Annotated in this window: 21 protein-coding genes; 10 read left to right on the top strand and 11 right to left on the bottom strand. The window is 63.4% G+C overall.

Features of this window, described 5'->3' with window-relative positions:
• Window positions 1-120: 120 nt before the first annotated feature.
• Window positions 121-939 (top strand): pyridoxal phosphatase, encoded by an 819-nt coding sequence (locus tag ACF8MC_RS07440; protein ID WP_033647130.1) that lies wholly within the window; start codon window positions 121-123, stop codon window positions 937-939.
• Window positions 940-970: 31 nt separating this feature from the next.
• Here ACF8MC_RS07440 and modC read toward each other — a convergent pair whose 3' ends face one another.
• From modC to ACF8MC_RS07485, 9 genes are all read right to left on the bottom strand, one after another.
• The gene (gene modC, locus ACF8MC_RS07445; RefSeq protein WP_033653512.1) at window positions 971-2,038 is read right to left on the bottom strand and encodes a molybdenum ABC transporter ATP-binding protein ModC; all 1,068 of its coding nucleotides are present in this window, start codon (window positions 2,036-2,038) and stop codon (window positions 971-973) included.
• Complete coding sequence (gene modB / locus ACF8MC_RS07450) at window positions 2,039-2,728, bottom strand: molybdate ABC transporter permease subunit (protein WP_033653514.1); 690 nt, start codon at window positions 2,726-2,728, stop codon at window positions 2,039-2,041. It abuts the gene before it with no gap.
• Window positions 2,725-3,498, bottom strand: coding sequence for a molybdate ABC transporter substrate-binding protein (gene modA / locus ACF8MC_RS07455; RefSeq protein ID WP_033647133.1), 774 nt, complete (start codon window positions 3,496-3,498; stop codon window positions 2,725-2,727). Before modA ends, modB begins: the two co-directional genes overlap by 4 nt.
• A 158-nt stretch (window positions 3,499-3,656) precedes the next feature.
• Window positions 3,657-3,806: an AcrZ family multidrug efflux pump-associated protein gene (locus ACF8MC_RS07460; RefSeq protein WP_004939813.1), complete on the bottom strand. Its 150-nt coding sequence runs from the start codon at window positions 3,804-3,806 to the stop codon at window positions 3,657-3,659.
• Window positions 3,807-3,952: 146 nt separating this feature from the next.
• A complete protein-coding gene (locus ACF8MC_RS07465) occupies window positions 3,953-4,741 on the bottom strand; it encodes an ABC transporter ATP-binding protein (protein ID WP_164104680.1) in 789 nt (262 codons plus the stop codon).
• A complete protein-coding gene (locus tag ACF8MC_RS07470) occupies window positions 4,738-5,763 on the bottom strand; it encodes an iron ABC transporter permease (protein ID WP_103829750.1) in 1,026 nt (341 codons plus the stop codon). Before ACF8MC_RS07470 ends, ACF8MC_RS07465 begins: the two co-directional genes overlap by 4 nt.
• Window position 5,764: 1 nt before the next feature.
• Entirely contained in the window at window positions 5,765-6,520 is a 756-nt protein-coding gene (locus ACF8MC_RS07475) for a trans-aconitate 2-methyltransferase (RefSeq protein ID WP_033653521.1), read from the bottom strand.
• A 1-nt stretch (window position 6,521) separates the two neighbouring features.
• Window positions 6,522-7,511 carry an ABC transporter substrate-binding protein gene (locus tag ACF8MC_RS07480; protein ID WP_226907351.1) on the bottom strand — a complete coding sequence of 330 codons (990 nt, stop codon included), beginning with the start codon at window positions 7,509-7,511 and terminating at the stop codon, window positions 6,522-6,524.
• A 4-nt stretch (window positions 7,512-7,515) separates the two neighbouring features.
• The gene (locus ACF8MC_RS07485; protein WP_164104679.1) at window positions 7,516-9,678 is read right to left on the bottom strand and encodes a TonB-dependent siderophore receptor; all 2,163 of its coding nucleotides are present in this window, start codon (window positions 9,676-9,678) and stop codon (window positions 7,516-7,518) included.
• Window positions 9,679-9,866: 188 nt separating this feature from the next.
• Between ACF8MC_RS07485 and modE the strand changes: the two genes are divergently transcribed.
• From modE to gpmA, 9 genes are all read left to right on the top strand, one after another.
• Window positions 9,867-10,658: a molybdenum-dependent transcriptional regulator gene (modE, locus tag ACF8MC_RS07490; RefSeq protein ID WP_041033928.1), complete on the top strand. Its 792-nt coding sequence runs from the start codon at window positions 9,867-9,869 to the stop codon at window positions 10,656-10,658.
• Window positions 10,659-10,748: 90 nt separating this feature from the next.
• Entirely contained in the window at window positions 10,749-12,236 is a 1,488-nt protein-coding gene (modF, locus tag ACF8MC_RS07495) for a molybdate ABC transporter ATP-binding protein ModF (protein WP_060421718.1), read from the top strand.
• 95 nt (window positions 12,237-12,331) lie between these two features.
• A complete protein-coding gene (locus tag ACF8MC_RS07500) occupies window positions 12,332-12,904 on the top strand; it encodes a cysteine hydrolase family protein (RefSeq protein WP_060429668.1) in 573 nt (190 codons plus the stop codon).
• 166 nt (window positions 12,905-13,070) lie between these two features.
• Window positions 13,071-13,889 carry a CPBP family intramembrane glutamic endopeptidase gene (locus tag ACF8MC_RS07505; RefSeq protein ID WP_049235012.1) on the top strand — a complete coding sequence of 273 codons (819 nt, stop codon included), beginning with the start codon at window positions 13,071-13,073 and terminating at the stop codon, window positions 13,887-13,889.
• A 285-nt stretch (window positions 13,890-14,174) separates the two neighbouring features.
• Entirely contained in the window at window positions 14,175-15,227 is a 1,053-nt protein-coding gene (galT, locus tag ACF8MC_RS07510) for a galactose-1-phosphate uridylyltransferase (protein ID WP_041033923.1), read from the top strand.
• Window positions 15,224-16,375, top strand: a complete 1,152-nt coding sequence (galK, locus tag ACF8MC_RS07515) for a galactokinase (protein WP_049235013.1) — start codon at window positions 15,224-15,226, stop codon at window positions 16,373-16,375. Before galT ends, galK begins: the two co-directional genes overlap by 4 nt.
• Entirely contained in the window at window positions 16,369-17,412 is a 1,044-nt protein-coding gene (galM, locus tag ACF8MC_RS07520) for a galactose-1-epimerase (RefSeq protein WP_164104678.1), read from the top strand. The genes galK and galM overlap by 7 nt, the downstream gene beginning before the upstream one ends.
• Window positions 17,413-17,609: 197 nt before the next feature.
• A complete protein-coding gene (locus ACF8MC_RS07525; protein ID WP_033637480.1) occupies window positions 17,610-17,957 on the top strand; it encodes a PsiF family protein in 348 nt (115 codons plus the stop codon).
• A 216-nt stretch (window positions 17,958-18,173) separates the two neighbouring features.
• A complete protein-coding gene (gene gpmA / locus ACF8MC_RS07530; RefSeq protein ID WP_033647147.1) occupies window positions 18,174-18,926 on the top strand; it encodes a 2,3-diphosphoglycerate-dependent phosphoglycerate mutase in 753 nt (250 codons plus the stop codon).
• Window positions 18,927-18,975: 49 nt separating this feature from the next.
• On the opposite strand, the gene ACF8MC_RS07535 is transcribed toward gpmA, so the two are convergent.
• Together ACF8MC_RS07535 and ACF8MC_RS07540 are read right to left on the bottom strand one after the other, a co-directional pair.
• Window positions 18,976-20,010: a M48 family metallopeptidase gene (locus ACF8MC_RS07535; RefSeq protein WP_060425483.1), complete on the bottom strand. Its 1,035-nt coding sequence runs from the start codon at window positions 20,008-20,010 to the stop codon at window positions 18,976-18,978.
• A 7-nt stretch (window positions 20,011-20,017) separates the two neighbouring features.
• On the bottom strand, window positions 20,018-21,208 hold the full coding sequence (locus ACF8MC_RS07540; RefSeq protein WP_033647495.1) for a YjgN family protein: 1,191 nt from the start codon (window positions 21,206-21,208) through the stop codon (window positions 20,018-20,020).
• Window positions 21,209-21,412 lie beyond the last annotated feature (204 nt).

Here is a 21,412-nt window from a genome sequence, read left to right on the forward strand (position 1 = left end):
GCTTACCGCACATCCGTCGCATGGCAACCCCGCTTAGCACCGGAAGCTCACGCGGTTTTCTCCGTTGGCTATCCGGTGTACCATCGGATTAATTTTATGGCTAACGATAACGAGAACCCTATGAGCTACCGCGTCATCGCCCTCGATCTTGACGGCACCCTGCTGGACAACCAAAAACGCATCTTACCGCAATCGCTGGAAGCGCTGGCGCAGGCGCGCGCCGCCGGCATCCAGGTGGTGGTGGTCACCGGCCGCCACCACGTCGCTATCCATCCGTTCTACCAGGCGCTGCAGATAGATACCCCGGCCATCTGCTGCAACGGCACCTATCTGTATGATTTTCAGCAGAAGAAGGTGTTGGCGGCCGATCCGCTGGCGAAAGATCAGGCCAGGCAGGTGCTGCAGATGCTCAAACAGACCGACATTCACGGGCTGATGTACGTCGACGACGCCATGCTGTATCAGGAGCCGAGCGGCCACGTGATCCGCTCGCTGGCCTGGGCCGAAACCCTGCCGGCGGCGCAGCGCCCGACGCTGCTGCAGGTCGGCAGCCTGGCGCAGGCGGCCGACGACGCGCAGGCGATCTGGAAATTCGCCACCTCGCACGCCGATACCCTGGCGCTGCGCGAGTTTGCCGACACGGTGGAGAAAGAGCTGGGGCTGGCGTGCGAATGGTCCTGGCACGATCAGGTGGATATCGCCAAAGGCGGCAACAGCAAAGGCAAGCGCCTGCGCCAATGGGTGGAGTCGCAGGGGCTGAGCATGGATCAGGTGGTGGCGTTCGGCGACAACTACAACGACATCAGCATGCTGGAAGCGGTCGGATTGGGCGTGGCGATGGGCAACGCCGATGATGCGATCAAGGAACGCGCCGATCTGGTGATCGCCGATAACCTGCAGCCGGGCATCGCCGAGGTGATCCGCACCCGCGTACTCTAGTTTTTTCGCCCTCCCGCCGGGAGGGTCTGTCTTAGCGGCTCTCGCGGCTGATAGACACGCTCTTCACCTGCGCGTACAGCCACTGCCCAGGGCGGATCGCCAGTTCATCGCGCGCCCAGGGCGTGATCCGCGCCCACAGCACGTGTTCCCCGACCGCCAGCTTCACTTCCACCTGCCCGTCCACCTCCAGACACTCGCTTACCTTGGCCGGCAACACGTTGCGAATGCTGCTGTTGACCGGCGGTTGCAGCACCAGCGAGACATCGGCGGCGTTGATGCGAATGCGCAGCTGGGTGCCCAGTTCGGCGTCGATGCCGCTGACCCACAGCCTTTGATCGCCGAGCGCCAGCGCTGTCATGGCATAACGTTGATGATGCTCAATCACGCTGACGCGCAGCACGCTGCTCTGATCTTCACGCTGCAGCCACGGCCGCAGCGCGCTGCTGGCCCAAACGGCTTCCAGCCCGCCGAACGCGCGCACCTCGCCGCGATCCAACACCATCACCTGCTCGGCCAGGCGCAGGATCTCGTCCAGGCTATGGCTGACGTAGAGGATGGGGATGTTGACGTCCTGCGCCAGCCGCTCCAGATACGGCAGTAGCTCGCGTTTGCGCGGCAGATCGAGCGAGGCCAGCGGCTCGTCCATCAGCAGCAGTTCCGGCGCGGTCAGCAGCGCGCGGCCGATCGCCACCCGCTGTTTTTCACCGCCGGAGAGCGTCAGCGGCAGCCGATTGAGCAGCGGCCCGATGCCCAGCAGCTCGACGATGGTGTTGAACTGCGCGCGCATGCCGGCCGCCATGCCGTATTGCAGGTTGCCGCGCACCCGATAGTGCGGGAACAGCCGCGCATCCTGAAACACGTAGCCGATACGGCGCTTTTCCGGCGGCAGGCAAAGGCCCGCGGCGGTATCCACCAGCGTGCGGCCATTGAGCGCGATGCGCCCCTGCTGCAAACGGGTCAGGCCGCCGATGGCGTTGATCAGGGAGGTTTTGCCCGCGCCGGACAGGCCGAAAATCGCGGTGATGCCCTGCGCCGGCAAATCGGCGCGGACGTTGAGATTAAGGTCGCCCAGCTGCTGCGAGAAATCCAGCTCCAGCATTTACACCCCCATCCGTTTGCGGCCCCAGCGGGCCAGCCATTCGGACACCATCAGCGAAGCCAGCGACAGCACGATGGCGATCGCACACAGCCGCGCGGCGGCGGCTTCCGCCCCCGGCGTTTCGATCAGCGTATACATCGCCAGCGGAATGGTGCGGGTTTCACCGGGAATGTTGGAGACGAAGGTGATGGTGGCGCCGAACTCCCCCAGCGAGCGGGCGAAGGCCAGCACCACGCCGACAATGACGCCGGGCAGCGACAGCGGCAGCGTGACGGTGAAAAACACCCGCCACGGGTTGGCGCCCAGCGTGCGCGCCGCCTGCTCCAGCCGGGTATCCACCGCCTCCAGCGCCAGCCGGATGGCGCGCACCATCAATGGAAACGCCACCACCGCCGATGCCAGCGCGGCGCCGCGCCAGCTAAAGCTGAAGCTGAAGCCGAACCAGTCGTACAGCCACTCGCCGATGACGCCGCGCCGCCCCATGGCGATCAGCAGCAAATAGCCGACCACCACCGGCGGCAGCACCAGCGGCAGGTGAATGACGCCGTCCAGCAGCGCCTTGCCGGGAAAGCGGCAACGCACCAGCACCCAGGCCATCAGAATGCCGAACGGCAGGCTGCAGACCACCGCCAAACCGGAGACTTTCAGGCTCAGCTCAACCGCCTGCCACTCGTACTCACTCAGAATCATTTACGCGGGGTGAATCCATAATGTTCGAAAATAGCGGCCGCTTCCGGGCCCTTCAGATAGGTATAGAAAGCGCTGACCGTCGGATTTTGACGATCTTTCACCATCGCCATCGGATATTCAACCGGTTTGTGGCTGTCTTCCGGGAATACACCCACCACTTTCACCTTGTCGCTGGCGACCGCGTCGGAGCCGTAGACGATGCCGAGCGGTGCTTCACCGCGCTCCACCAGCGCCATCGCGCTGCGCACGTTGTTGGCGCGCGCCAGTTTCGGCTCCAGCGCGCTCCAGGCGCCCAGGTGTTCCAGCGCCTCTTTGGCGTAGATGCCGGCCGGCACGTGATCCGGATCGCCCACCGCCAGACGGCCGCCGTTGAGCAGCTTGGCCCAGTCGGTCTGCTTGTCGATGGCGATCTTGTCTTGCTTATCGCTCTTGGCGGCGATCAGCACCAGTTCGTTGCCCAGCAGCGTGTAGCGGGTGTCTTTCACCATCTGCTGTTTGTCGATGGCGTAATCCATCCACTGTTGATCGGCGGAGATGAACAGATCGGCCGGGGCGCCCTGCTCAATTTGGCGCGCCAGCGTCGAGGACGACGCGAAGGAGGAAACCACCTGCACGTCCTTGCCTTTTTGATACTGGGTAGCGATGTCCTGCAGCGCGTTGGTCAGCGACGCGGCGGCGAACACGGTGATCTTTTCCGCCGCCGAAGCCTGTGCCACCAGGCCCGATGCCAACACGATCCCGCCAACCCATTTGGTCCATTGCTGTTTCATTGTTTTTCTCCGCAAGTTAACGTGCATTATCACTCTTCGTTATATAAAAAATAATATAACGTTGCGCGAAAGCTTGTCATGCGGTTTATCGGCAAAGCGTGAGATAACTTGAGGAATGCCCGCCGGGCGATGCCGGCGGGTATCGAGATGGGGAACGGTCAGTGCTGGGTGCGGTTTTCTTTCGAACGGCCCACTTTGGAGAAGACGTTGAACACTTCGCCAAAACCGTAAATCAGGCCGAGGATCAGCGCCATGACCACCGGCACCATCACCACGGCGAACAACAGACTTTTCAATAATTCCAACATGATAGCCTCGCTTAACTGCCCATTGAGCGGCAAATGCCTTTCACCGCATATCGGGTTATTCTAACCCAAAAAAATCGCTAAAACCGGAGTTATTTTAGCCAGCGGGGCGAAATTGTGATCGGCCAAACGTGCCCTTTCCACCGGGCTCATACCGGGGCGGGGTAATAGATCAGCGGCGGCGCATAGCCGGCGGGCGCCGCCAGCCGGGCTTCCACCCCGTACACCGCGCGAATGTGCTCCGGCGTCAGCGCCTGCCGCGGCGTGCCCGCCGCACAGATCCCGCCCTGCTGCAGCAGCGCCACCCGATCGCAATAACAGGCCGCCAGATTCAGATCGTGCAGCGTCACCACCACGCTGAGTTTCAGCCGCCGCAGCAAGGCCATAAACTGCTGCTGATGGGCGATATCCAGATGGTTGGCGGGCTCATCCAGCAGCATCCACGGCGTTTGCTGCGCCAGCGCGCGCGCCAGGTGCACCCGCTGCCGCTCGCCGCCGGACAGCCGCTGCCAATCGCGATCGGCCAGGTGGCTGATGCCCACTTGCTCCATCGCCTGCCCGGCGAGGCGGCGATCCTCGGGGCCGAAACCGCGCCAGCGGCCGATATGGGCCAGGCGCCCCAGCAGCACCGCCTCCTTCACCGGCAGCGCGAAGGCGCCGGGGGCGGATTGCTCAAGAAAAGCGATGCGCCTGGCGCGCTCCCGCCCGGAAAACGCGGTAATTTGGCGCCCTGCCAGCCAAACGCGGCCCCCGGCGGCGGGCTGCAACCCGGCCAGCAGCTTGAGCAACGTGGATTTACCGCTGCCGTTGACGCCGAGCACGCCGGTAATCTCACCGGGCAAGGCGCAGAAATCCAGATTTTCCAGCACCGTGCGTTCGCCCGCTCGCCAGCTCACCGCCTCGGCGCACAGGCCGGATCGCGCTTTTTCAATCGTCATGCATTGACCTTCCGATACAGCAACAGCAGGAATACCGGCACCCCCAGCAGCGCCGTCAGCACGCCGACCGGCAGCTCGCGCGGGGCAAACAGCGTTCTGGCCAGGGTGTCCGCCGCCACGGCGAACAGCGCACCGCACAGCGCGCTGGCCGGCAACAGCAGCCGATGCCGCGAGCCGACCAGCCGCCGGGCGACGTGCGGCACCGTCAGCCCGATAAATCCCACCGCGCCGCTGAACGCGACGATCGCCGCCGTCAGCGCGGTGGTCACCACATACAGCAGCAGCTTCAGCGGAGCCACCGCCACCCCCAGCGAAGCGGCGGTCACGCCGCCAAACGCCAGCGCGTCCAACTCACCCGCCCGCAGCCAACACAGCAGCAGCGCCGCCGCCAGCGCCAGCCCGCACAGCCCGACCTGCGGCCAGCGCGCGTCGCTGAACGAGCCCAGCAGCCAGAACATCACGCCGCGCGTGGCGTTGGCGTCCGCCTGCCAGAGGGTGATCAGCGAAGTCAGCGCGGAGAGCAGCTGCGTCACCGCCACCCCGGCCAGGATAAACAGCGTGGACTCCCCCTGCAGCGAACGCCCGGCCAGCAGCATCACCAACGCAAACGCTCCCAACGCGCCGATAAACGCACCGCCGGACACCGACAACAGGCCGCCCCCCAGTCCCAATACCAGCACCGTTACCGCTCCCACGCCGGCGCCGGAGGAGATGCCCAGCACCCAGGGATCGGCCAGCGGGTTGCGGGTCAGCGACTGCAGCACGGTGCCCGCCAACGCCAGCCCGGCGCCGGCCAGCGCCGCCAACAGCGCGCGCGGCATCCGCAGCGACCAGATGATGCGCTGATACACCTCGGCATCGGTCGCCGCGCTGCCGCTGACGCCAAGCACGATGCGCCAGGCGTCGTGCCACGCGATCGGCGCGGGCCCCGACAGGGTGGCGCCCAGCAGGGCCAGCGGCAGCGCCGCCGCCAGCAACAGCAGCCAGCCGGCCTCACGGCCGGGCAGTAACCGCCGGATCATGCTATTTCCAGCCTGCGATCACATAGTCGTCCAACAGCTGCCACACCGTCCCCGCCTCGCTGAAACCGGCTTGTCTAAGCGCCGCGAGCTGGAAATCCACCGGCGTCGGCGGCGGCACCGGGCGGCCGGCGAACAGCGCTTCACGCTCGGCTTGATAAGCGGCCAGCGCCGGCGATTGCAGCGCGCCGGCGAACCAGCGATCCCAATCCTCAACGCCGCTGTCCCAGGCGCGCTGTTGGGTCTGCTCGTCGTGCCGCTCCGCCAGCGCTTTCAGCCGCGGCTGGCGCTGGTCATAGCGCTGATGATCGGCGTTCAGGAACACGCCGCCGTCGGCCAGCAGCCCGGCGACGTTGCGGTACAGCGCCAGCTGCTGCTCGGGCATCAGCCAGTGCAGCGCCGTGCTGGACACCGCCGCCTGCGGCGCGGGGCCGGACAGCGCGGAAAAACAGGCCGGATCCGCCAGATCGGCCTGCAGAATGCGGATCCGATCGCCGTAGGCCGCCAGCGCGCCGCGCGCCACCGCCAGCAGCAGCGGATCGAGATCGATGGCGGTCACCCTGGCCTGCGGAAAGCGCTGCAAAATGCGCAGGCTCAGCGAGCCCGGGCCGCAAGCCAGATCCACCACGTGAAAATCCTGACCGGCGGCCAGCGCCAGCACGTCCAGCTGGGCGTTAAAACGCGCTTCCCGCTCGGCGATGTAGGCCGCCTGCTGGCGATCCCAGGAGTCCAGCAGCGAAGAGAATGAAACGGCAGTCATATCAAGGTTCCTTGTTGGAAAAAGTCGGCGCCTGCGGCGGCAAGGCCGCCAGGCCCCGAATCAAACGGCCCAACGCCGCCACGGTGCGGGCGGAAGGGTCCATGTCGTAACCGGGGAGGATCACGTAGCGCCGCTGACGCACGGCGCGCAGCGTCGCGGTCAGCGGGTGATGCTCCAGAAAGGCGATCTTGTCGGCCGCGCTGTCGCCGAGGCCGCCACGCGGCAGATCGCCAAGCACGATCGCATCCGGATCGCGGGCGGCGATGATTTCCCAGGACACCGTCGGCCACAGCTCGGGCCGGTCGCCGAACAGGTTCTCGCTGCCGACGCTGCGGCTCAGCAAACCTGGCGCGCCGCAGCAGCCGGCCACGTAGGGCGTCTGCGCGCCGGCATACCACCACAGCAGACGTAAATGCGGCAGCTGAGCACGCTGTGGTTCGAGCGCCCTCAGCTGCCCGCGCAGCCGTTCGACCAGCGCTTCACCGGCGCGGCTGACGTTGAAAATGCGCGCCAGCTCCCGCAGCTCGGTGAAAATGTCTTCAAACGTCAGCGCGGCGGCGATCGCGCTTTGCTGGCCGCTGCAGGCGTCGGGTGAGAGATAAGTGCCGATGCCCCATTCCGCCAGCCGCGCCCGATCGGGCGTTTCCGGGCTGTGCAGCCAGTAATAGCTGGCCGAATAGACAAAATCCGGCCGCATCAGCAACAACGCTTCCGCCGTGGGCGGCGCCGGGCTGGTGGGCGCCTGCAGCGCATCGGCCGTCGGCGCGGGATCGCGCGCGCGGTCATACCCGACCACGCCGATCGCGCGGGCGGCCAGCCCCAGCGCCAGCAGGTTTTCCAGCGCCGGGTTGGCGTAAACCAGCACCCGCTGCGGCGGCTGCGGGTAATCGTGCGTTACCCCGCAATTTTGCAGGCTGACGGCATCGGCGCGCAGCGGCGCGCCGCCGCCCAATCCCAGGGCGCACAACAGCAGAGCAAGCCGGCGTTTCACGCCGTCAGAACCTGACCGACACAAAGGTTTCATAACTGCGCGGCGGCGCGATCAGCGCCTGATCCGGGTAAGTGCGCTGGTAGGCGTACAGCTGGTTGGTGGCGTTGCGAATGCGAAAACCGACATCGACGATCGGCGTCAGCTGATAGTCCGCCGCCAGATCGAGCGTGGTATACGCGCGCATCTTGCGCCGGTTGGCGTCGTCGTTGTAACTGCTGCCGACGTAGCGCAGCGAAGAAGCCAGCCCCAGGCGCTCCGTCGCCTGATAATGCACGCTGAGGTTGGCAGTCCAGTCCGGAATATAGGCCGGGCGATTGCCGTTGTAGCTGCGCAGCGGGCTACCGCCGCGATAGTCGTCGTAGCGGGCATGCGTGTAGGCGGCGTTGCCGGCCAGCTCCCAGCGCTCGTCGGGACGCAGCACCACGCCAAGCTCGATGCCGCGCGACGTCTGCCTGCCTACCGCGTTCAACGCATCCGGCCGCTGCGCGTCGGGCACAAACAGGTTGTCCTTGCGCAGTTCGTACAGCGCCAGCGTCGCCTCGCCCTTGTTACCCCAGAACTGCCCTTTGGCGCCGGCCTCCCACTGGCGCGCTCGCGTCAGCGGCAGATCGGTCTGCGTTGGGCTGAGGAAGAACAGATCGTTGCCCGGCTCCTGGCCGGTGGTGTAGTTGGCGTAGAGCGTGAGGTTATCGGTCAATGCATAGCTGGGGCCCAGGCTCCAGGTGCTGAAAACGTAGGTATGCGCGCGGCTCTCTTCCTGCGGCCCCTGGAAGCGCCAGTCCATGTTCATATGGTTGTAGCGCAGCTGGCCCAGCAGCGCCAAACGCTCGGTCAGGCTGAAGCGATCTTCAAGAAAGGCGGCATACTGGTTCTGGGTAACGTGGCGCACCGGCGCGCGTTGGCGGTCGGTTCCCTGGGCGAACGGCTCTCGGGGCGGCGCGCCAAGCGGCACGTCTTCGGATCCGGGGAAGCCGTTGGAGTAGTACTGAAAATGCCGCTTGCTCAGATCGAGGCCGACCAGCAACCGGTTATCGAAACCGGCGATGGCGCGATCGAACACCAGCGAACTGCGGTTGCCGATCAGATCGTCGTCGTGCGCCAGGGCGCCGAAGGAGTCGCGGTTGACGTCGCCGGGCCTGGCCGCCGCCGCGACGCGAAAGCGTTCGACGTTGCGCCACTCGCGAAAGCCGCTGTAGTAATAGAATTGGTTATGCCACTCCACTTCGGGCGTCATAAACCAGTCCAGACTAGCCTGAAATGCGGTGGCGTTGCTCTGGATGCGGCTGTCGGTCAGGTTGTTGTAATTGATGTCGCGCAGCTCGCCGGCAATGCGCCCGTCCAGCAGCGGCGTGCCGTAGTAAGGGTTGTTGGTGCGGTTGAGCATGCGGTCCAGGCTCAGCGTCAACAGCGCATCGTCCGTCAGCTTAAACAGCAGCGAGCCGGAAACCCGCTTCTGCCGATCGCGTTCGTACTGCACGTTGCTGCCGCTGTCGTTGCCGCTGACATCCAACCGGTACGCCACCGCATCGTCCACCAGCGCGCCGCCGGCCCCCAGATGCAGACGCTGGCTGCGGTAGCTGCCGAAGCCATAATCGAGCTCAAGCGGCTGGCGGCTGAAGGTCGGCCGCCGCGAGATCAGGTTGACGCTGCCGCCCGCGGCGCTCAGGCCGTTCAAGGCCGATCCCGGCCCGCGCAGTATCTCGATGCTGTCGTAATGCGCCGGATCGCCCAGCTGCAGCGTGCTGCCGGGCATCTCCACGCCGTTATACAGCCAAGCGATCGGCCGGAAACCACGCGCGGAAAAGTTGTTGGACAGCGTCGGCGAAGCAACGCCGGACAGGCCAGTGGCGTGCTCGACGGCGGCGGCCAGCGAGCGATCGCCCCGCTGTTGGATCGCTCTTGCGCTGATGATATCGACGCTGCGCGGCGTCTCCCGAGCGGTCAGCCCAAGCTGCGAAGCGCTGCGGCTCACGGCGTTCAACGCATCGTAGCGCCCGGCGGGGGCCGCCGCCTCCACGGTGAGCTGTTCTTCGCATCCCGTGGCATTGCGGGCTTTATCGCAGTCGGCGGCGAAAGCCAACGGCGCCGTCAGTGCGCCGCCGACCCAGGCGGCGGCAAGGCATAACGATTTTCTGGGCGTGCCAAGACGCCGGCGTGTCGTACTCATGTGGAGCATCCCTGTGGTGAAATAAAAACCGGCCGCAGCCAGCGTAAAGCCTTATCGTTTTTCTGTTATGTTATATTATAACAACAAAGCAATGCCAGTCTTTATTGCCCCGCCCTCCAGCGCACTGCGCTTGGCGCTTTGCCGCCAAATCGGCGACAATAAGATTTTTGCCGCCGACAGGATGCGCTATGCAGGCCGAAATTCTTCTGACTCTCAAACTCCAGCAAAAGCTGTTCGCCGATCCGCGCCGCATCGCGCTGCTGAAACAGGTGCAGCACACCGGCTCCATCAGCCAGGGCGCCAAACTGGCGGGCATCAGCTACAAAAGCGCCTGGGACGCCATCAATGAGATGAACCAGTTGGCGGAACAAACGGTGGTGGAACGCGCCACCGGCGGTAAAGGCGGCGGCGGCGCACAGCTGACGCACTATGGCCAGCGGTTGATCCAGCTGTATGACCTGCTGGGCCAGGTGCAGCAAAAAGCTTTCGACGTGTTGCAGCAGGACGATCTGCCGCTCGACAGCCTGCTGGCGGCCATCTCGCGCTTCTCGCTGCAAACCAGCGCGCGCAATCAGTTCTTCGGTACCGTCATCGAACGCGATCATCAGCAAGTGCAGCAGCACCTGGCGATTTTGTTGAATGACGGCACCACTCGCCTGACGGCGGCCGTCACCCAGCAAAGCGCCGACCGGCTGCAGCTGACGCCGGGCAAAGAGGTGCTGGCGCTGATCAAGGCGCCCTGGGTGCGGTTAAGCGTCGATACCGCGGAGCATGCCGGCGCGGATAACGCGCTGGCGGGCGTGGTGGCCGGCATTCAGCCGGGCGCCGAACACAGCGAGGTGCTGGTGACGCTGGCGGGCGGCGAAACCCTGTGCGCCACCCTGACGACGGCGGAGCTGCAGCGCCTGCAGCTGAGCGTCGGCACCGCCGTACACGCCCTGTTCAACGCCGATCGCGTGATTGTCGCCACGTTGTGTTAAGCGCAACATGACGTTGCGTTTTTGTTGATTGACATCACCCTGCAATGCGCCTATTCCTAAGGCAAATAATTGCAAAAAAAGGAACAGGTGATGTCGTCGTTGCACATTTCGCAAGGTTCATTCCGCTTAAGCGATACCCGCACTCTGACGCTGGACGCGCTGGAAATCCAGGCCGGCGACAGCTGGGCCTTCGTCGGCGCCAACGGCAGCGGAAAATCCGCCCTGGCGCGCGCGCTGGCCGACGAACTGGTTCTGCTGAGCGGTGAGCGCCGCAGCGACTTTCAGCACGCGGTGCGCATCTCCTTCGAACAGCTGCAAAAAATGGTCAGCGACGAGTGGCAACGCAACAACACCGATCTGCTCAGCGCGGACGAGGACGACACCGGCCGCACCGCGGCGGAAATCATTCAGGAAGAGGTGCAAGACGCCGCGCGCTGTGAGCGGCTGGCCGCGCAGTTCGGCATCACCGCCCTGCTGACGCGCCGCTTCAAATACCTCTCCACCGGCGAAACGCGCAAAACCCTGCTGTGCCGGGCGCTGATGCCCGAGCCTGACCTGCTGATCCTCGACGAACCCTTCGACGGACTGGACGTGCACTCGCGCGCGCAGCTCGCCACGCTGCTGAGCGAGCTTTCCGCCCAGGGCCAGACCGTGGTGCTGGTGCTCAACCGGTTCGACGACATCCCGGATTTTGTCCGGCAGGTGGGCGTGCTGGCGGACTGTACCCTGACCAACCGCGGGCCGCGCCGCCAGGTGATGGCGGACGCGCTGGTGGCGCAGCTGGCGCACAGCGAAAACCTCAGCGGGCTGGCGCTGCCGGAGGAGGAGGATCCAACGCAAAAGGTGGCGCTGCCGGCGGATCGGCCGCTGATCGTCCTGCGCGACGGCGTAGTCAGCTATAACGACCGGCCGATCCTCAATCATCTCGACTGGCAGGTTAACCCCGGTGAACATTGGCAGATCGTCGGCCCGAACGGCGCCGGCAAATCCACGCTGCTCAGCTTGATCACCGGCGATCACCCGCAGGGCTACAGCAACGATCTGACGCTGTTCGGCCGCCGCCGCGGCAGCGGGGAAACCATTTGGGAGATCAAGCGCCATATCGGCTACGTCAGCAGCAGCCTGCATCTGGATTATCGCGTCAACACCAGCGTGCGCAACGTGGTGCTGTCGGGGTTCTTCGATTCGATCGGCATTTATCAGGCGGTTTCGGATCGTCAGCGGCAGCTGACCGAGCAATGGCTGGCGCTGCTCGGGCTCGACGGCGCGCGCGGCGACGCCCCGTTCCACAGCCTTTCCTGGGGCCAACAGCGGCTGGCGCTGATCGCCCGCGCGCTGGTGAAACACCCGGCGCTGCTGATCCTCGACGAGCCGCTGCAAGGGTTGGATCCGCTCAATCGCCAGCTGGTGCGCCGCTTCATCGACGTGCTGATCGGCCAGGGCGCCACCCAGCTGCTGTTCGTCTCGCACCATGCCGAAGACGCGCCGCAGTGCATCACACACCGCCTCAGCTTCGTGCCCGACGGCGAGGGCGGCTACGGCTACCAACAGCAACGGCTGGAGGCGGCTTCCGCCTGAAGCGCGGCGTAAACATATCCGGCAACACTTCACCGCAGCACATCACATTTGGCCTTTTATCATAGAAAGAAAGAAGGCCATTTTCTGGAGACGCCATGTCCGCTGCGTTGATTATCATCGACCTTATCGAGGATCTGATCGGGCCCAAAGGGCGCGCCAACCACTGCCGCGAACAGGTGACGGCAAGCCACCTGCTCGCCAACGTCAATGCCGCCGCGGCCTACGCCCGGGTGCGAAAAATCCCGGTGATTTGGGTGCGGACGGGATTTGCCGACGATTATCATGACATCCCGCTCCACTCGCCGCTGTTCAACCATTTGAAACAGATAGGCGCGCTGCGGCTAAACGGCCCGGGCTGCCGCTGGGCGCCCGATCTGCATCAGGAGGAGACCGATCTGCAGTTTGATAAAACGGCGGTGAGCGCCTTCTCCGGTAACAATTTGTTAGCCTGGCTGCGGCAACATCGGTGCCATCATCTGCTGCTGGCGGGCGTCAGCACGCCGCTCGCCATCGAGAGCACCGCGCGTCAGGCGCACGACGCCGGCTTCCAGGTGACCGTGCTGCACGATCTGTGCGCAGCCCCCACGCAGGAGCTCCACCAGCAGAGCCTGGACACCCTGCAAAACCTGGCGGAAATCGCCCGTTCGCAGGCCTGGATGCAAGGCTGACCTCAATACCGCCGGTCGTGTGGGCCGGCACCCTGCACGGATGCGTCACTGCCCCGACCTTTAGCGTCATCTTGGTGTGCTACTATCCGCTCTAGCGCTCAATTTCGCCATCATCGCACGCCGCAAAGGCGCTGAGCGCCGTGTACATATTTTAAAGGGACATATCATGTGGGGCGTACTGGCTGCTTCGTTATTTTTCTTACCGTTTAACCGGCTGATAGCCTGGGTTATCCTGGCCGCCTCGGCGGGCATGGGGCTTTATCATGGGGTATTGACGCCGCTCAGCCTGGGTTGCCTGTTGGCCATCGTGGCGCTGGCGGGGCTACGTCACCATTTTCGCGAGCGGCGTAGTCTGGCGATCGCGTTCGAAGGGTTGGTGGTCGCCGGCTGCGTGGCGCTGTTCTTGCACCTGGTGCCGGGCATCCACAATCAGCTGATGATCGACGGTGAAAAAGCCGGCCCGCTCAGCGCGCCGTTCACCATGTATTACAACTTCGACAAGGCGATGGTGCCCTTCCTGCTGTTCGCCTGCTTGCCCACGCTGTTTTCCGCTGAACGCGGCGGCAACGTCGGCAAAGCGGGCTGGATTGCGCTGCTGCTAGCCGTGCCGGCGCTGTTGCTGCTGGCCGTGGCGCTGGGCGGCTTAAAAATCGAGCTGCATGCGCCCGCCTGGATCCTGCCTTTCGTGATGGCGAACCTGTTCTTCGTCTGTATGGCCGAAGAAGCGCTGTTTCGCGGCTACCTGCAGCAGCGCCTCAGCCAGTGGCTGGGCGCCTGGCCGGCGCTGATCGTCGCTTCTCTGGTGTTCGGCGCCGCGCATTTGGCCGGCGGCATGCTGATGGTGATCTTCGCGACGCTGGCCGGGGCGATCTACGGCCTGGCGTGGATGTGGAGCGGCCGCCTGTGGGTGCCGATTCTGTTCCATTTCGGGCTTAATCTGACCCATCTGCTGTTCTTTACCTACCCGCTGTATCAGCATCCTTAACGGCTGACGCCGGCAGAGAGCCCTTCTCTGCCGGCAGGTCGGGTGAAAACGCTATCATCGGTAGCGCATCGCAATGCCCTCAATCACGTTGCCACCGGCTTTTCTCCGCCCATCAGGCGCTTTTTATCACAGTGTAAACGATTCCATTTTTCGCGTTAGATCACCTTTTTAACGCCGCGGGCGTGCTATCTTTTTGCGCAATGACCTCTCCCTGTTCAGCAACGGGCGTATTAAGACGGTAATTGGAAGCGATTACACCCTCGTCGACGCCAAGAAAGGAACCGTATGACAGAATTTAACCCTATCGATCATCCGCACCGCCGCTATAACCCGTTGAGCGGCCAGTGGGTGCTGGTCTCACCGCACCGCGCCAAGCGCCCCTGGCAGGGCCAGCAGGAGGCCGTCCCGACGGAAACATTGCCGGCGCACGATCCCGACTGTTTCCTGTGCCCGGGCAACGCGCGCATCACCGGCGATCGCAATCCGGATTATCGCGGCACCTACGTCTTCACCAATGATTTCGCCGCGCTGCTGAGCGATACACCGCCGGCGCCCGACAGCCAGGATCCGCTGATGCGCAGCCAGAGCGCGCGCGGCGTCAGCCGGGTGATCTGCTTCTCTCCCGATCACAGCAAGACCCTGCCCGAATTGACGCTGCCGGCGCTGGAGCAGGTGATCGCCGCCTGGCAGGCGCAAACCGATGAGCTGGGCAAGCACTACCCCTGGGTACAGCTGTTCGAAAACAAAGGCGCGGCGATGGGCTGCTCCAACCCGCACCCGCACGGGCAGGTCTGGGCCAACAGTTTTCTGCCGAACGAGGCCGAACGCGAAGATCGCCTGCAGCACGCGTATTTTCGGGAACACGCCTCCCCGCTGCTGCTGGACTATGCGCAGCGCGAGCTGGCCGCCGGCGAACGCATCGTGGTGAACACCGAACACTGGCTGGCGGTGGTGCCCTACTGGGCCGCCTGGCCGTTTGAAACGCTGCTGCTGCCGAAAGCGGCGGTGCAGCGCATTACCGATCTCAGCGCGGCGCAAAGCCAGGATCTGGCGCTGGCGCTGAAGAAGCTGACCAGCCGCTACGACAACCTGTTCCAGTGCTCCTTCCCCTATTCGATGGGATGGCACGGCGCACCGTTCAACGGCGCCGACAACCGACACTGGCAGCTGCACGCCCATTTCTATCCGCCGCTGCTGCGTTCAGCCAGCGTGCGCAAATTTATGGTCGGTTACGAGATGCTGGCGGAAGCCCAGCGCGATCTGACCGCCGAACAGGCCGCAGAGCGTCTGCGCGCCGTCAGCGATATTCATTACCGTGAAGCCGGAGCCCAAGCATGAGCCTGAAACCGCTTACCCATTCTCTGTTTACCGAACACTTTGGCTACGCGCCGGCGTTGACCATCCAGGCGCCGGGGCGGGTGAACCTGATCGGCGAACATACCGATTACAACGACGGCTTCGTGCTGCCCTGCGCTATCGATTACCAAACCGTCATCGCCTGCGCCAAGCGCGACGACCGCCAGATCCGCGTGCTGGCCGCCGATTATCAGCATCAGCAGGATCAATTCTCGCTCGACGATCCGATCGTCAGCCACCCCGATCAGCGCTGGTCGGACTATGTGCGCGGCGTGGTGAAGCACCTTCAGCGCCGCAACGCCGACTTCGGCGGCGCGGATCTGGTGATCGCCGGCAATGTGCCGCAGGGCGCGGGGCTCAGCTCCTCCGCCGCGCTGGAAGTGGCGGTGGGCCAGGCGCTGCAGGCGCTCTATCAGCTGCCGCTGGACGGCGTAGCGCTGGCGCTGAACGGCCAAGAAGCGGAGAACCAGTTCGTCGGCTGCAACTGCGGCATCATGGACCAGCTGATCTCCGCGCTCGGCCGGCGCGACAGCGCGCTGCTGATCGACTGCCGATCGCTGGAGGCCCGGGCGGTGCCGATGCCGGACAACGTCGCGGTAGTGATAATCAACTCCAATGTGCAACGCGGGCTGGTGGACAGCGAGTACAATACCCGCCGCAAACAGTGCGAGGAAGCCGCGCGGTTCTTCGGCGTCAAGGCGCTGCGCGACGTCAGCCTGGAACAGTTCGAAGCGCGTCAACATCAGTTGGATCCGCTGGTGGCCAAACGCGCGCGCCATGTCATCAGCGAGAATGCCCGCACGCTGGCGGCGGCCGACGCGCTGGCGGCCGGCGATCTGCAGCGCATGGGTCAGCTAATGGCGGAGTCGCATGCCTCGATGCGCGACGACTTTGAAATCACCGTGCCGCCGATCGATAAGCTGGTCGAGATCGTCAAAGCGGCGATCGGCCCGCGCGGCGGCGTGCGCATGACCGGCGGCGGCTTTGGCGGCTGTGTCGTCGCGCTGATGCCGCAGGATCTCGTGGAGACGGTGCGTGCCGCCGTAGCGCACGAGTATCCGCGGCAAACCGGCGGATTACAGGAAACCTTCTATGTCTGCCAGGCTTCGCAAGGCGCCGGCCTATGCTGACCGCAACCACGGCAGTTGCCCCCGATGGGCAACCTTATCAGCTGACGCAGCTGCAAAACGCCGGCGGCATGACGGTGACGCTGATGGACTGGGGCGCCACCTGGCTGTCCGCCGTCTTGCCGCTCAAATCCGGCGAAAGACGCGAGTTGCTGCTCGGCTGCCGCAGCCCGGCGGACTACCCGCGTCAGGGCGCCTATCTGGGCGCCACCGTCGGCCGTTACGCCAACCGCATCGCCAACGCCAGTCTGCTCATCGACGGGAAACCCCATGCGCTGGCCGCCAATCAGGGCGCCCACCAGCTGCACGGCGGCCCCGACGGTTTTCATGCCCGCCGCTGGCGCCGGGTACAGCATGATGCGCAGCAGGTCTGCTATGTGCTGCACTCGGCGGAGGGCGATCAGGGCTTTCCCGGCAATCTCGACGTGCAGGTTTGTTACCGCCTGACTCATGACAATCGCCTGGAAATCAGCTATCTGGCGCAGGTCGATCGACCCTGCCCGGTCAACCTGACCAACCACGCCTATTTCAATCTGGACGGCGCCGGCACCGACGCCCGCGCCCAGCGGCTGCAGCTGTTCGCCGATCGCTATCTGCCCGTCGACGCCGAGGGCATTCCCTGCGCCGATCTGACGCCGGTGGACGGCAGTGGCATGGATTTTCGCCAGCCGAAAACGCTGCTGCAGGATTTCCTGCGCGACAGCGACCAGCAGCGGGTAAAAGGCTACGATCACGCATTCCTGCTGCATCGTACCTGCGGGGCGCTGGAGAGCCCGGCGGCTCATTTGTGGTCCGCAGACGGGCAAGTGCAAATGAGCGTGTTCACCGACGCGCCGGCGCTGCAACTCTACAGCGGCAATTACCTGGCCGGCACGCCGGCGCGCGATGGCGGCAGCTACGCCGACCATGCCGGCGTGGCGCTGGAGAGCGAGTTCTTGCCGGACAGCCCGCACCATCCCGAGTGGCCGCAGCCGGACTGCTGGCTGCAGCCGGGGAGCCGCTATCGCAGCGCCACGCATTATCAGTTTTATCCTATCTGACCCGCCACGCCCCTCGCCGTGCGGCCGGGGGCAATTTGTTATAAATGCTTACCTTTTAACGCTATCCCCCCACCGGCGCCCGCCTTCCCTTATTCCAAAGCGCGCACTACACTCAGGCTACCGTGATAAGCACAACGCCTTGTGCAACGTCACCTTTTTCGGCCGATGGCGGCCAATCAATAGCTGAAGGAACACCTATGCGTCTGATTACTGCACTTCCATTGCTGGCGGGCTTAATGCTGAGCACCAATCTGATGGCGGCCGACGCGACGACGGCGACGAAAACGCCTTCGCCGGCGCAGGCGGCTCAACAGAAACGCATGACCGATTGCAACCAGCAGGCATCCACCAAATCGCTGAAAGGCGCCGATCGTTCCACCTTCATGAGCACCTGTCTGAAATCCGAAGGCTCCGCCGCGACGGGCAAAACCCTGACGCCGCAGCAGCAGAAAATGAAGAACTGCAACGCCGACGCCAAGACCAAGGATCTGAAGGGCGACGCGCGTAAAACCTTCATGAGCAACTGCCTGAAAAAATCGGCCTGATTTCCCCCACGCCACGGCGCGCCCGAAGCGATTTTGGCGCGCCGTTTCCCCCCTCGCAGCGCCAGCCTGAACGATTCAGCTTTTTCCTTTCGCCAGCCCTTACTTTGCGGCAAGAAATTGGCTATGGTTAGACACTATCGATTGCCGAGCCCCGGCCCGCGGCAATATAATGATTTTCGTTATCATTGAAATGTCAGATTATTAAGGAGTTAAGCTATGGCTGTAACTAAGCTGGTTCTGGTGCGTCACGGCGAAAGCCAGTGGAACCAAGAAAACCGCTTCACCGGTTGGTACGATGTTGATCTGTCCGACAAGGGCCGCACCGAAGCGAAAGCAGCAGGCAAGCTGTTGAAAGAGGAAGGTTTCACTTTCGACTTCGCTTACACCTCCGTACTGAAGCGCGCGATCCACACCCTGTGGAACATCCTCGACGAGCTGGATCAGGCCTGGTTGCCGACCGAAAAATCCTGGAAGCTGAACGAACGTCACTACGGCGCGCTGCAGGGTCTGAACAAAGCGGAAACCGCCGAAAAATACGGCGACGAGCAGGTGAAACAATGGCGTCGCGGCTTCGCGGTGACCCCACCTGAGCTGACCAAAGAAGACGAACGTTACCCAGGCCACGATCCGCGCTACGCTTCGCTGACCGAGCAAGAGCTGCCGCTGACCGAAAGCCTGGCGCTGACCATCGATCGCGTTATTCCTTACTGGGACGAAGAGATCCTGCCACGCATCAAGAGCGGCGAGCGCGTGATCGTTGCGGCGCACGGCAACTCGCTGCGCGCGCTGGTGAAATACCTGGATAACCTGAGCGAAGACGAAATCCTCGAGCTGAACATCCCAACCGGCGTGCCGTTGGTGTATGAGTTCGACGAGAACTTCAAGCCAATCAAACGTTACTACCTGGGTAACGCCGACGAGATCGCTGCAAAAGCGGCCGCCGTGGCAAACCAGGGTAAAGCGAAGTAATTTCGCCCGTTAACGAAAAAGCCCCCGGTGAAAACCGGGGGCTTTTTTATTACTGCTGCGCCATCGCCTCGTTCACCGCGTCCAGCCGTTCCTGCATCGCCGGATGGGTACTGAGCCAGGCCGGCAACGCCCAGTCATCGGCCTTTTCGCGTTCAGGCGCCTGCGCCAACGCGCGGTAGATCGCCGCCATTTGCGCCAGCGAACGCCCCTGGCGCTGCATTTCCGCTATCGCAAACGCATCCGCCTCGCGCTCCATGCCGCGAGAAAACTGCATCTCATTCACGAAGGACGCGGACTGCAGCAGCGTGTCGCCGATGCCGCTGACGTCACCCGTCATCCACATCAGCGTCAAGGCCACCAGCGACGAACGCACCAGCATGCGCATCGGATGGCGATAAGCGTGATGCCCCATCTCATGCAGCATCACCGCCGCCAGCCCATCGTCGTTTTTCGACAAGGCGACCAGCCCATCGCTGAGCACCAGCGTGCCGTCCGGCAACATAAAGGCGTTCGGCGCACCGGGCGCCGCCATCAGCTTCAACGACAGCGGCGTGCGCTCCTGGCGCATCTCGGCCGGCATCACCTGCCGGAACAGCTGCTGCAACGCCTGCTGCCGCTCGGCCGGCAATGCGGAGGGTTCAAAGCCGCTTTGGCTCAAAAACGTCTGCGTGTGTTCGCCCAGCGTCTGTTCCACCGAGGTGGGGATACGCATGGCGATCTCGCTGCTCGCCCACGGCAGCACGACGTTAACGTAGGCCACGACCGCCAGCAGCGTCATCAGCAGCGCCACGGCGACGCCGCGTTTGTGGCGTTCCAGGCGATGCACCCAGCCCGGCGAACGGCGCTGATAGAACCAGCGGCGGAAGGCCGCATCGTCATCCGGCACAAAGCGCGCGCCGTCCTTAAAGGTCAGCGTCAGCGGAATATTGCCCAGCGCCGCAGAGACGGTGATGTCCGCCAAGGGGATGTAACGTTGCTCATCCTGCCGCTGCAGCGTCACGCCCTCGCCGCTTTCGTTCACCAGCAGGCGAGCCGCCTCACGCGCGGCCCGCCCCGGCAACTGATAGGCGCCCTCGAGGATCATCGGCGCCTCAGAAGCTGCCGCCCAGATCCAGCGCCTGCACCGCTTCTTCGGCCACCGCGCTGTTGGCGGTTTCCTGATGCGCCGCGATGTCCAGCAACGCCAGATCGCCTTCAACCGCCGTGCACTCCGCCAGATAACGGGCGTGGCGCACTTCCGCCACCGGCACGGCGAAACCGAGCGAGAACAGGGTGATCAGGGTATTGGTGATCAACAGCCCCATATACGGCAGCGTTTGCATGGAAGAGCGCAGTTTAACGTTGCCGTTCAGCGTCGCCTGGTTAAACAGATAGTTGCGTTGGGCGACGACCTGATAGCTGCCGGCGATCAAGGCGCCAATCAGCAGCACCACCATCATCAGCAGCAGACTGCCAATATTTTCCAACACCAGCAAATCGGCGGTTTCATCCGTCAGCATGCCCATCAATACCATTTGGTACAGCGACAGAATGAACGACCCCATACACACCAGCGCCGCCAACATAAACGGCAGGAAAATGAGCAGGCCGATCAAGGCAAATTTGATAAAGGCCGACTTTTTCAGCTCGGCAATAAACGGCGTATTCCCGAAAAACAGGTTATTAACGTACAGATCGTGCTGCAGCGCGCTAATAATACCGTTGACGGCGGCGAATGCCGGTACGGCCAACAGCAGCGTCAACACCAACATCAGTCCGATGGCGTTGATGCTTTCAAAACCGCTGCCAATGCTGAGCAAAATGATTAAGGCGACATAAAGCCCGATAATCAGCAATAGCGGGCAGAACAGTAACGCCCAATAAGCGCGCCCGGTGCGGCATACATAATTAAAACGCACGCCGCGATAGCTCGACATAATCGCATTGTAGCGCCAGCTGCGGATAACGATCCACGGCAGCAGAGCAAGCAACACCAGCAAAGCCAGCAGCCCCAGCAGTGGCGTTACCGCCAACAGGATATAAAATACGATGAGGCCGCCGATCACCAACAGCCGCCCTTTCAGAATTTGCAGCGGTTGCGCATGGTAATCGAAACGATCGCCGTCCAATTCCGTGTTGCCGTAAAAATAGCGGCGGCGGCGCACCGTCGCCCAGGCGGAATAGATGCCCAGCGTCACGATGGTCAATAATGCGTTGACCAACCAAATCGCGAAGTACTCGCCACCTTTCCCATGGAATTTAATCCGGTGCAGCCCCAGCGGCTGCGAGGTATTGCTTGTCATAATTCTTTCGTCCTGAAAGGAATAGGTCATACCACTCCCCGCTTATTTGTCATGCGGGGTTTGTGGAATAAAAAAAGCGTCTTATATAAGCACAATGCCATGAGCAGTGACAATTATTCTTTTATTAAATAGGAATAATGCGAAGGTGGCCGCTTAATGATTTCATTGGCCTATTAAGTGTAAGCCTTAAATGAGTGGGATATA

This window comes from Serratia sp. LACPHL-BACT-2024-00286 (assembly GCF_043109535.1).
Classification (GTDB): Bacteria; Pseudomonadota; Gammaproteobacteria; order Enterobacterales; family Enterobacteriaceae; genus Serratia; species Serratia sarumanii.

Coding starts and splice junctions, on each gene's coding strand:
- ACF8MC_RS07540 (WP_033647495.1), bottom strand. CDS start 21,208: ATGACAAGCAATACCTCGCAGCCGCTGGGGCTGCACCGGATTAAATTC.
- ACF8MC_RS07465 (WP_164104680.1), bottom strand. CDS start 4,741: ATGACGATTGAAAAAGCGCGATCCGGCCTGTGCGCCGAGGCGGTGAGC.
- galM (WP_164104678.1), top strand. CDS start 16,369: ATGCTGACCGCAACCACGGCAGTTGCCCCCGATGGGCAACCTTATCAG.
- modE (WP_041033928.1), top strand. CDS start 9,867: ATGCAGGCCGAAATTCTTCTGACTCTCAAACTCCAGCAAAAGCTGTTC.
- modA (WP_033647133.1), bottom strand. CDS start 3,498: ATGAAACAGCAATGGACCAAATGGGTTGGCGGGATCGTGTTGGCATCG.
- ACF8MC_RS07500 (WP_060429668.1), top strand. CDS start 12,332: ATGTCCGCTGCGTTGATTATCATCGACCTTATCGAGGATCTGATCGGG.
- ACF8MC_RS07485 (WP_164104679.1), bottom strand. CDS start 9,678: ATGAGTACGACACGCCGGCGTCTTGGCACGCCCAGAAAATCGTTATGC.
- ACF8MC_RS07525 (WP_033637480.1), top strand. CDS start 17,610: ATGCGTCTGATTACTGCACTTCCATTGCTGGCGGGCTTAATGCTGAGC.
- gpmA (WP_033647147.1), top strand. CDS start 18,174: ATGGCTGTAACTAAGCTGGTTCTGGTGCGTCACGGCGAAAGCCAGTGG.
- modB (WP_033653514.1), bottom strand. CDS start 2,728: ATGATTCTGAGTGAGTACGAGTGGCAGGCGGTTGAGCTGAGCCTGAAA.
- modF (WP_060421718.1), top strand. CDS start 10,749: ATGTCGTCGTTGCACATTTCGCAAGGTTCATTCCGCTTAAGCGATACC.
- modC (WP_033653512.1), bottom strand. CDS start 2,038: ATGCTGGAGCTGGATTTCTCGCAGCAGCTGGGCGACCTTAATCTCAAC.
- ACF8MC_RS07505 (WP_049235012.1), top strand. CDS start 13,071: ATGTGGGGCGTACTGGCTGCTTCGTTATTTTTCTTACCGTTTAACCGG.
- ACF8MC_RS07460 (WP_004939813.1), bottom strand. CDS start 3,806: ATGTTGGAATTATTGAAAAGTCTGTTGTTCGCCGTGGTGATGGTGCCG.
- ACF8MC_RS07470 (WP_103829750.1), bottom strand. CDS start 5,763: ATGATCCGGCGGTTACTGCCCGGCCGTGAGGCCGGCTGGCTGCTGTTG.
- ACF8MC_RS07475 (WP_033653521.1), bottom strand. CDS start 6,520: ATGACTGCCGTTTCATTCTCTTCGCTGCTGGACTCCTGGGATCGCCAG.
- galT (WP_041033923.1), top strand. CDS start 14,175: ATGACAGAATTTAACCCTATCGATCATCCGCACCGCCGCTATAACCCG.
- ACF8MC_RS07440 (WP_033647130.1), top strand. CDS start 121: ATGAGCTACCGCGTCATCGCCCTCGATCTTGACGGCACCCTGCTGGAC.
- ACF8MC_RS07535 (WP_060425483.1), bottom strand. CDS start 20,010: ATGATCCTCGAGGGCGCCTATCAGTTGCCGGGGCGGGCCGCGCGTGAG.
- galK (WP_049235013.1), top strand. CDS start 15,224: ATGAGCCTGAAACCGCTTACCCATTCTCTGTTTACCGAACACTTTGGC.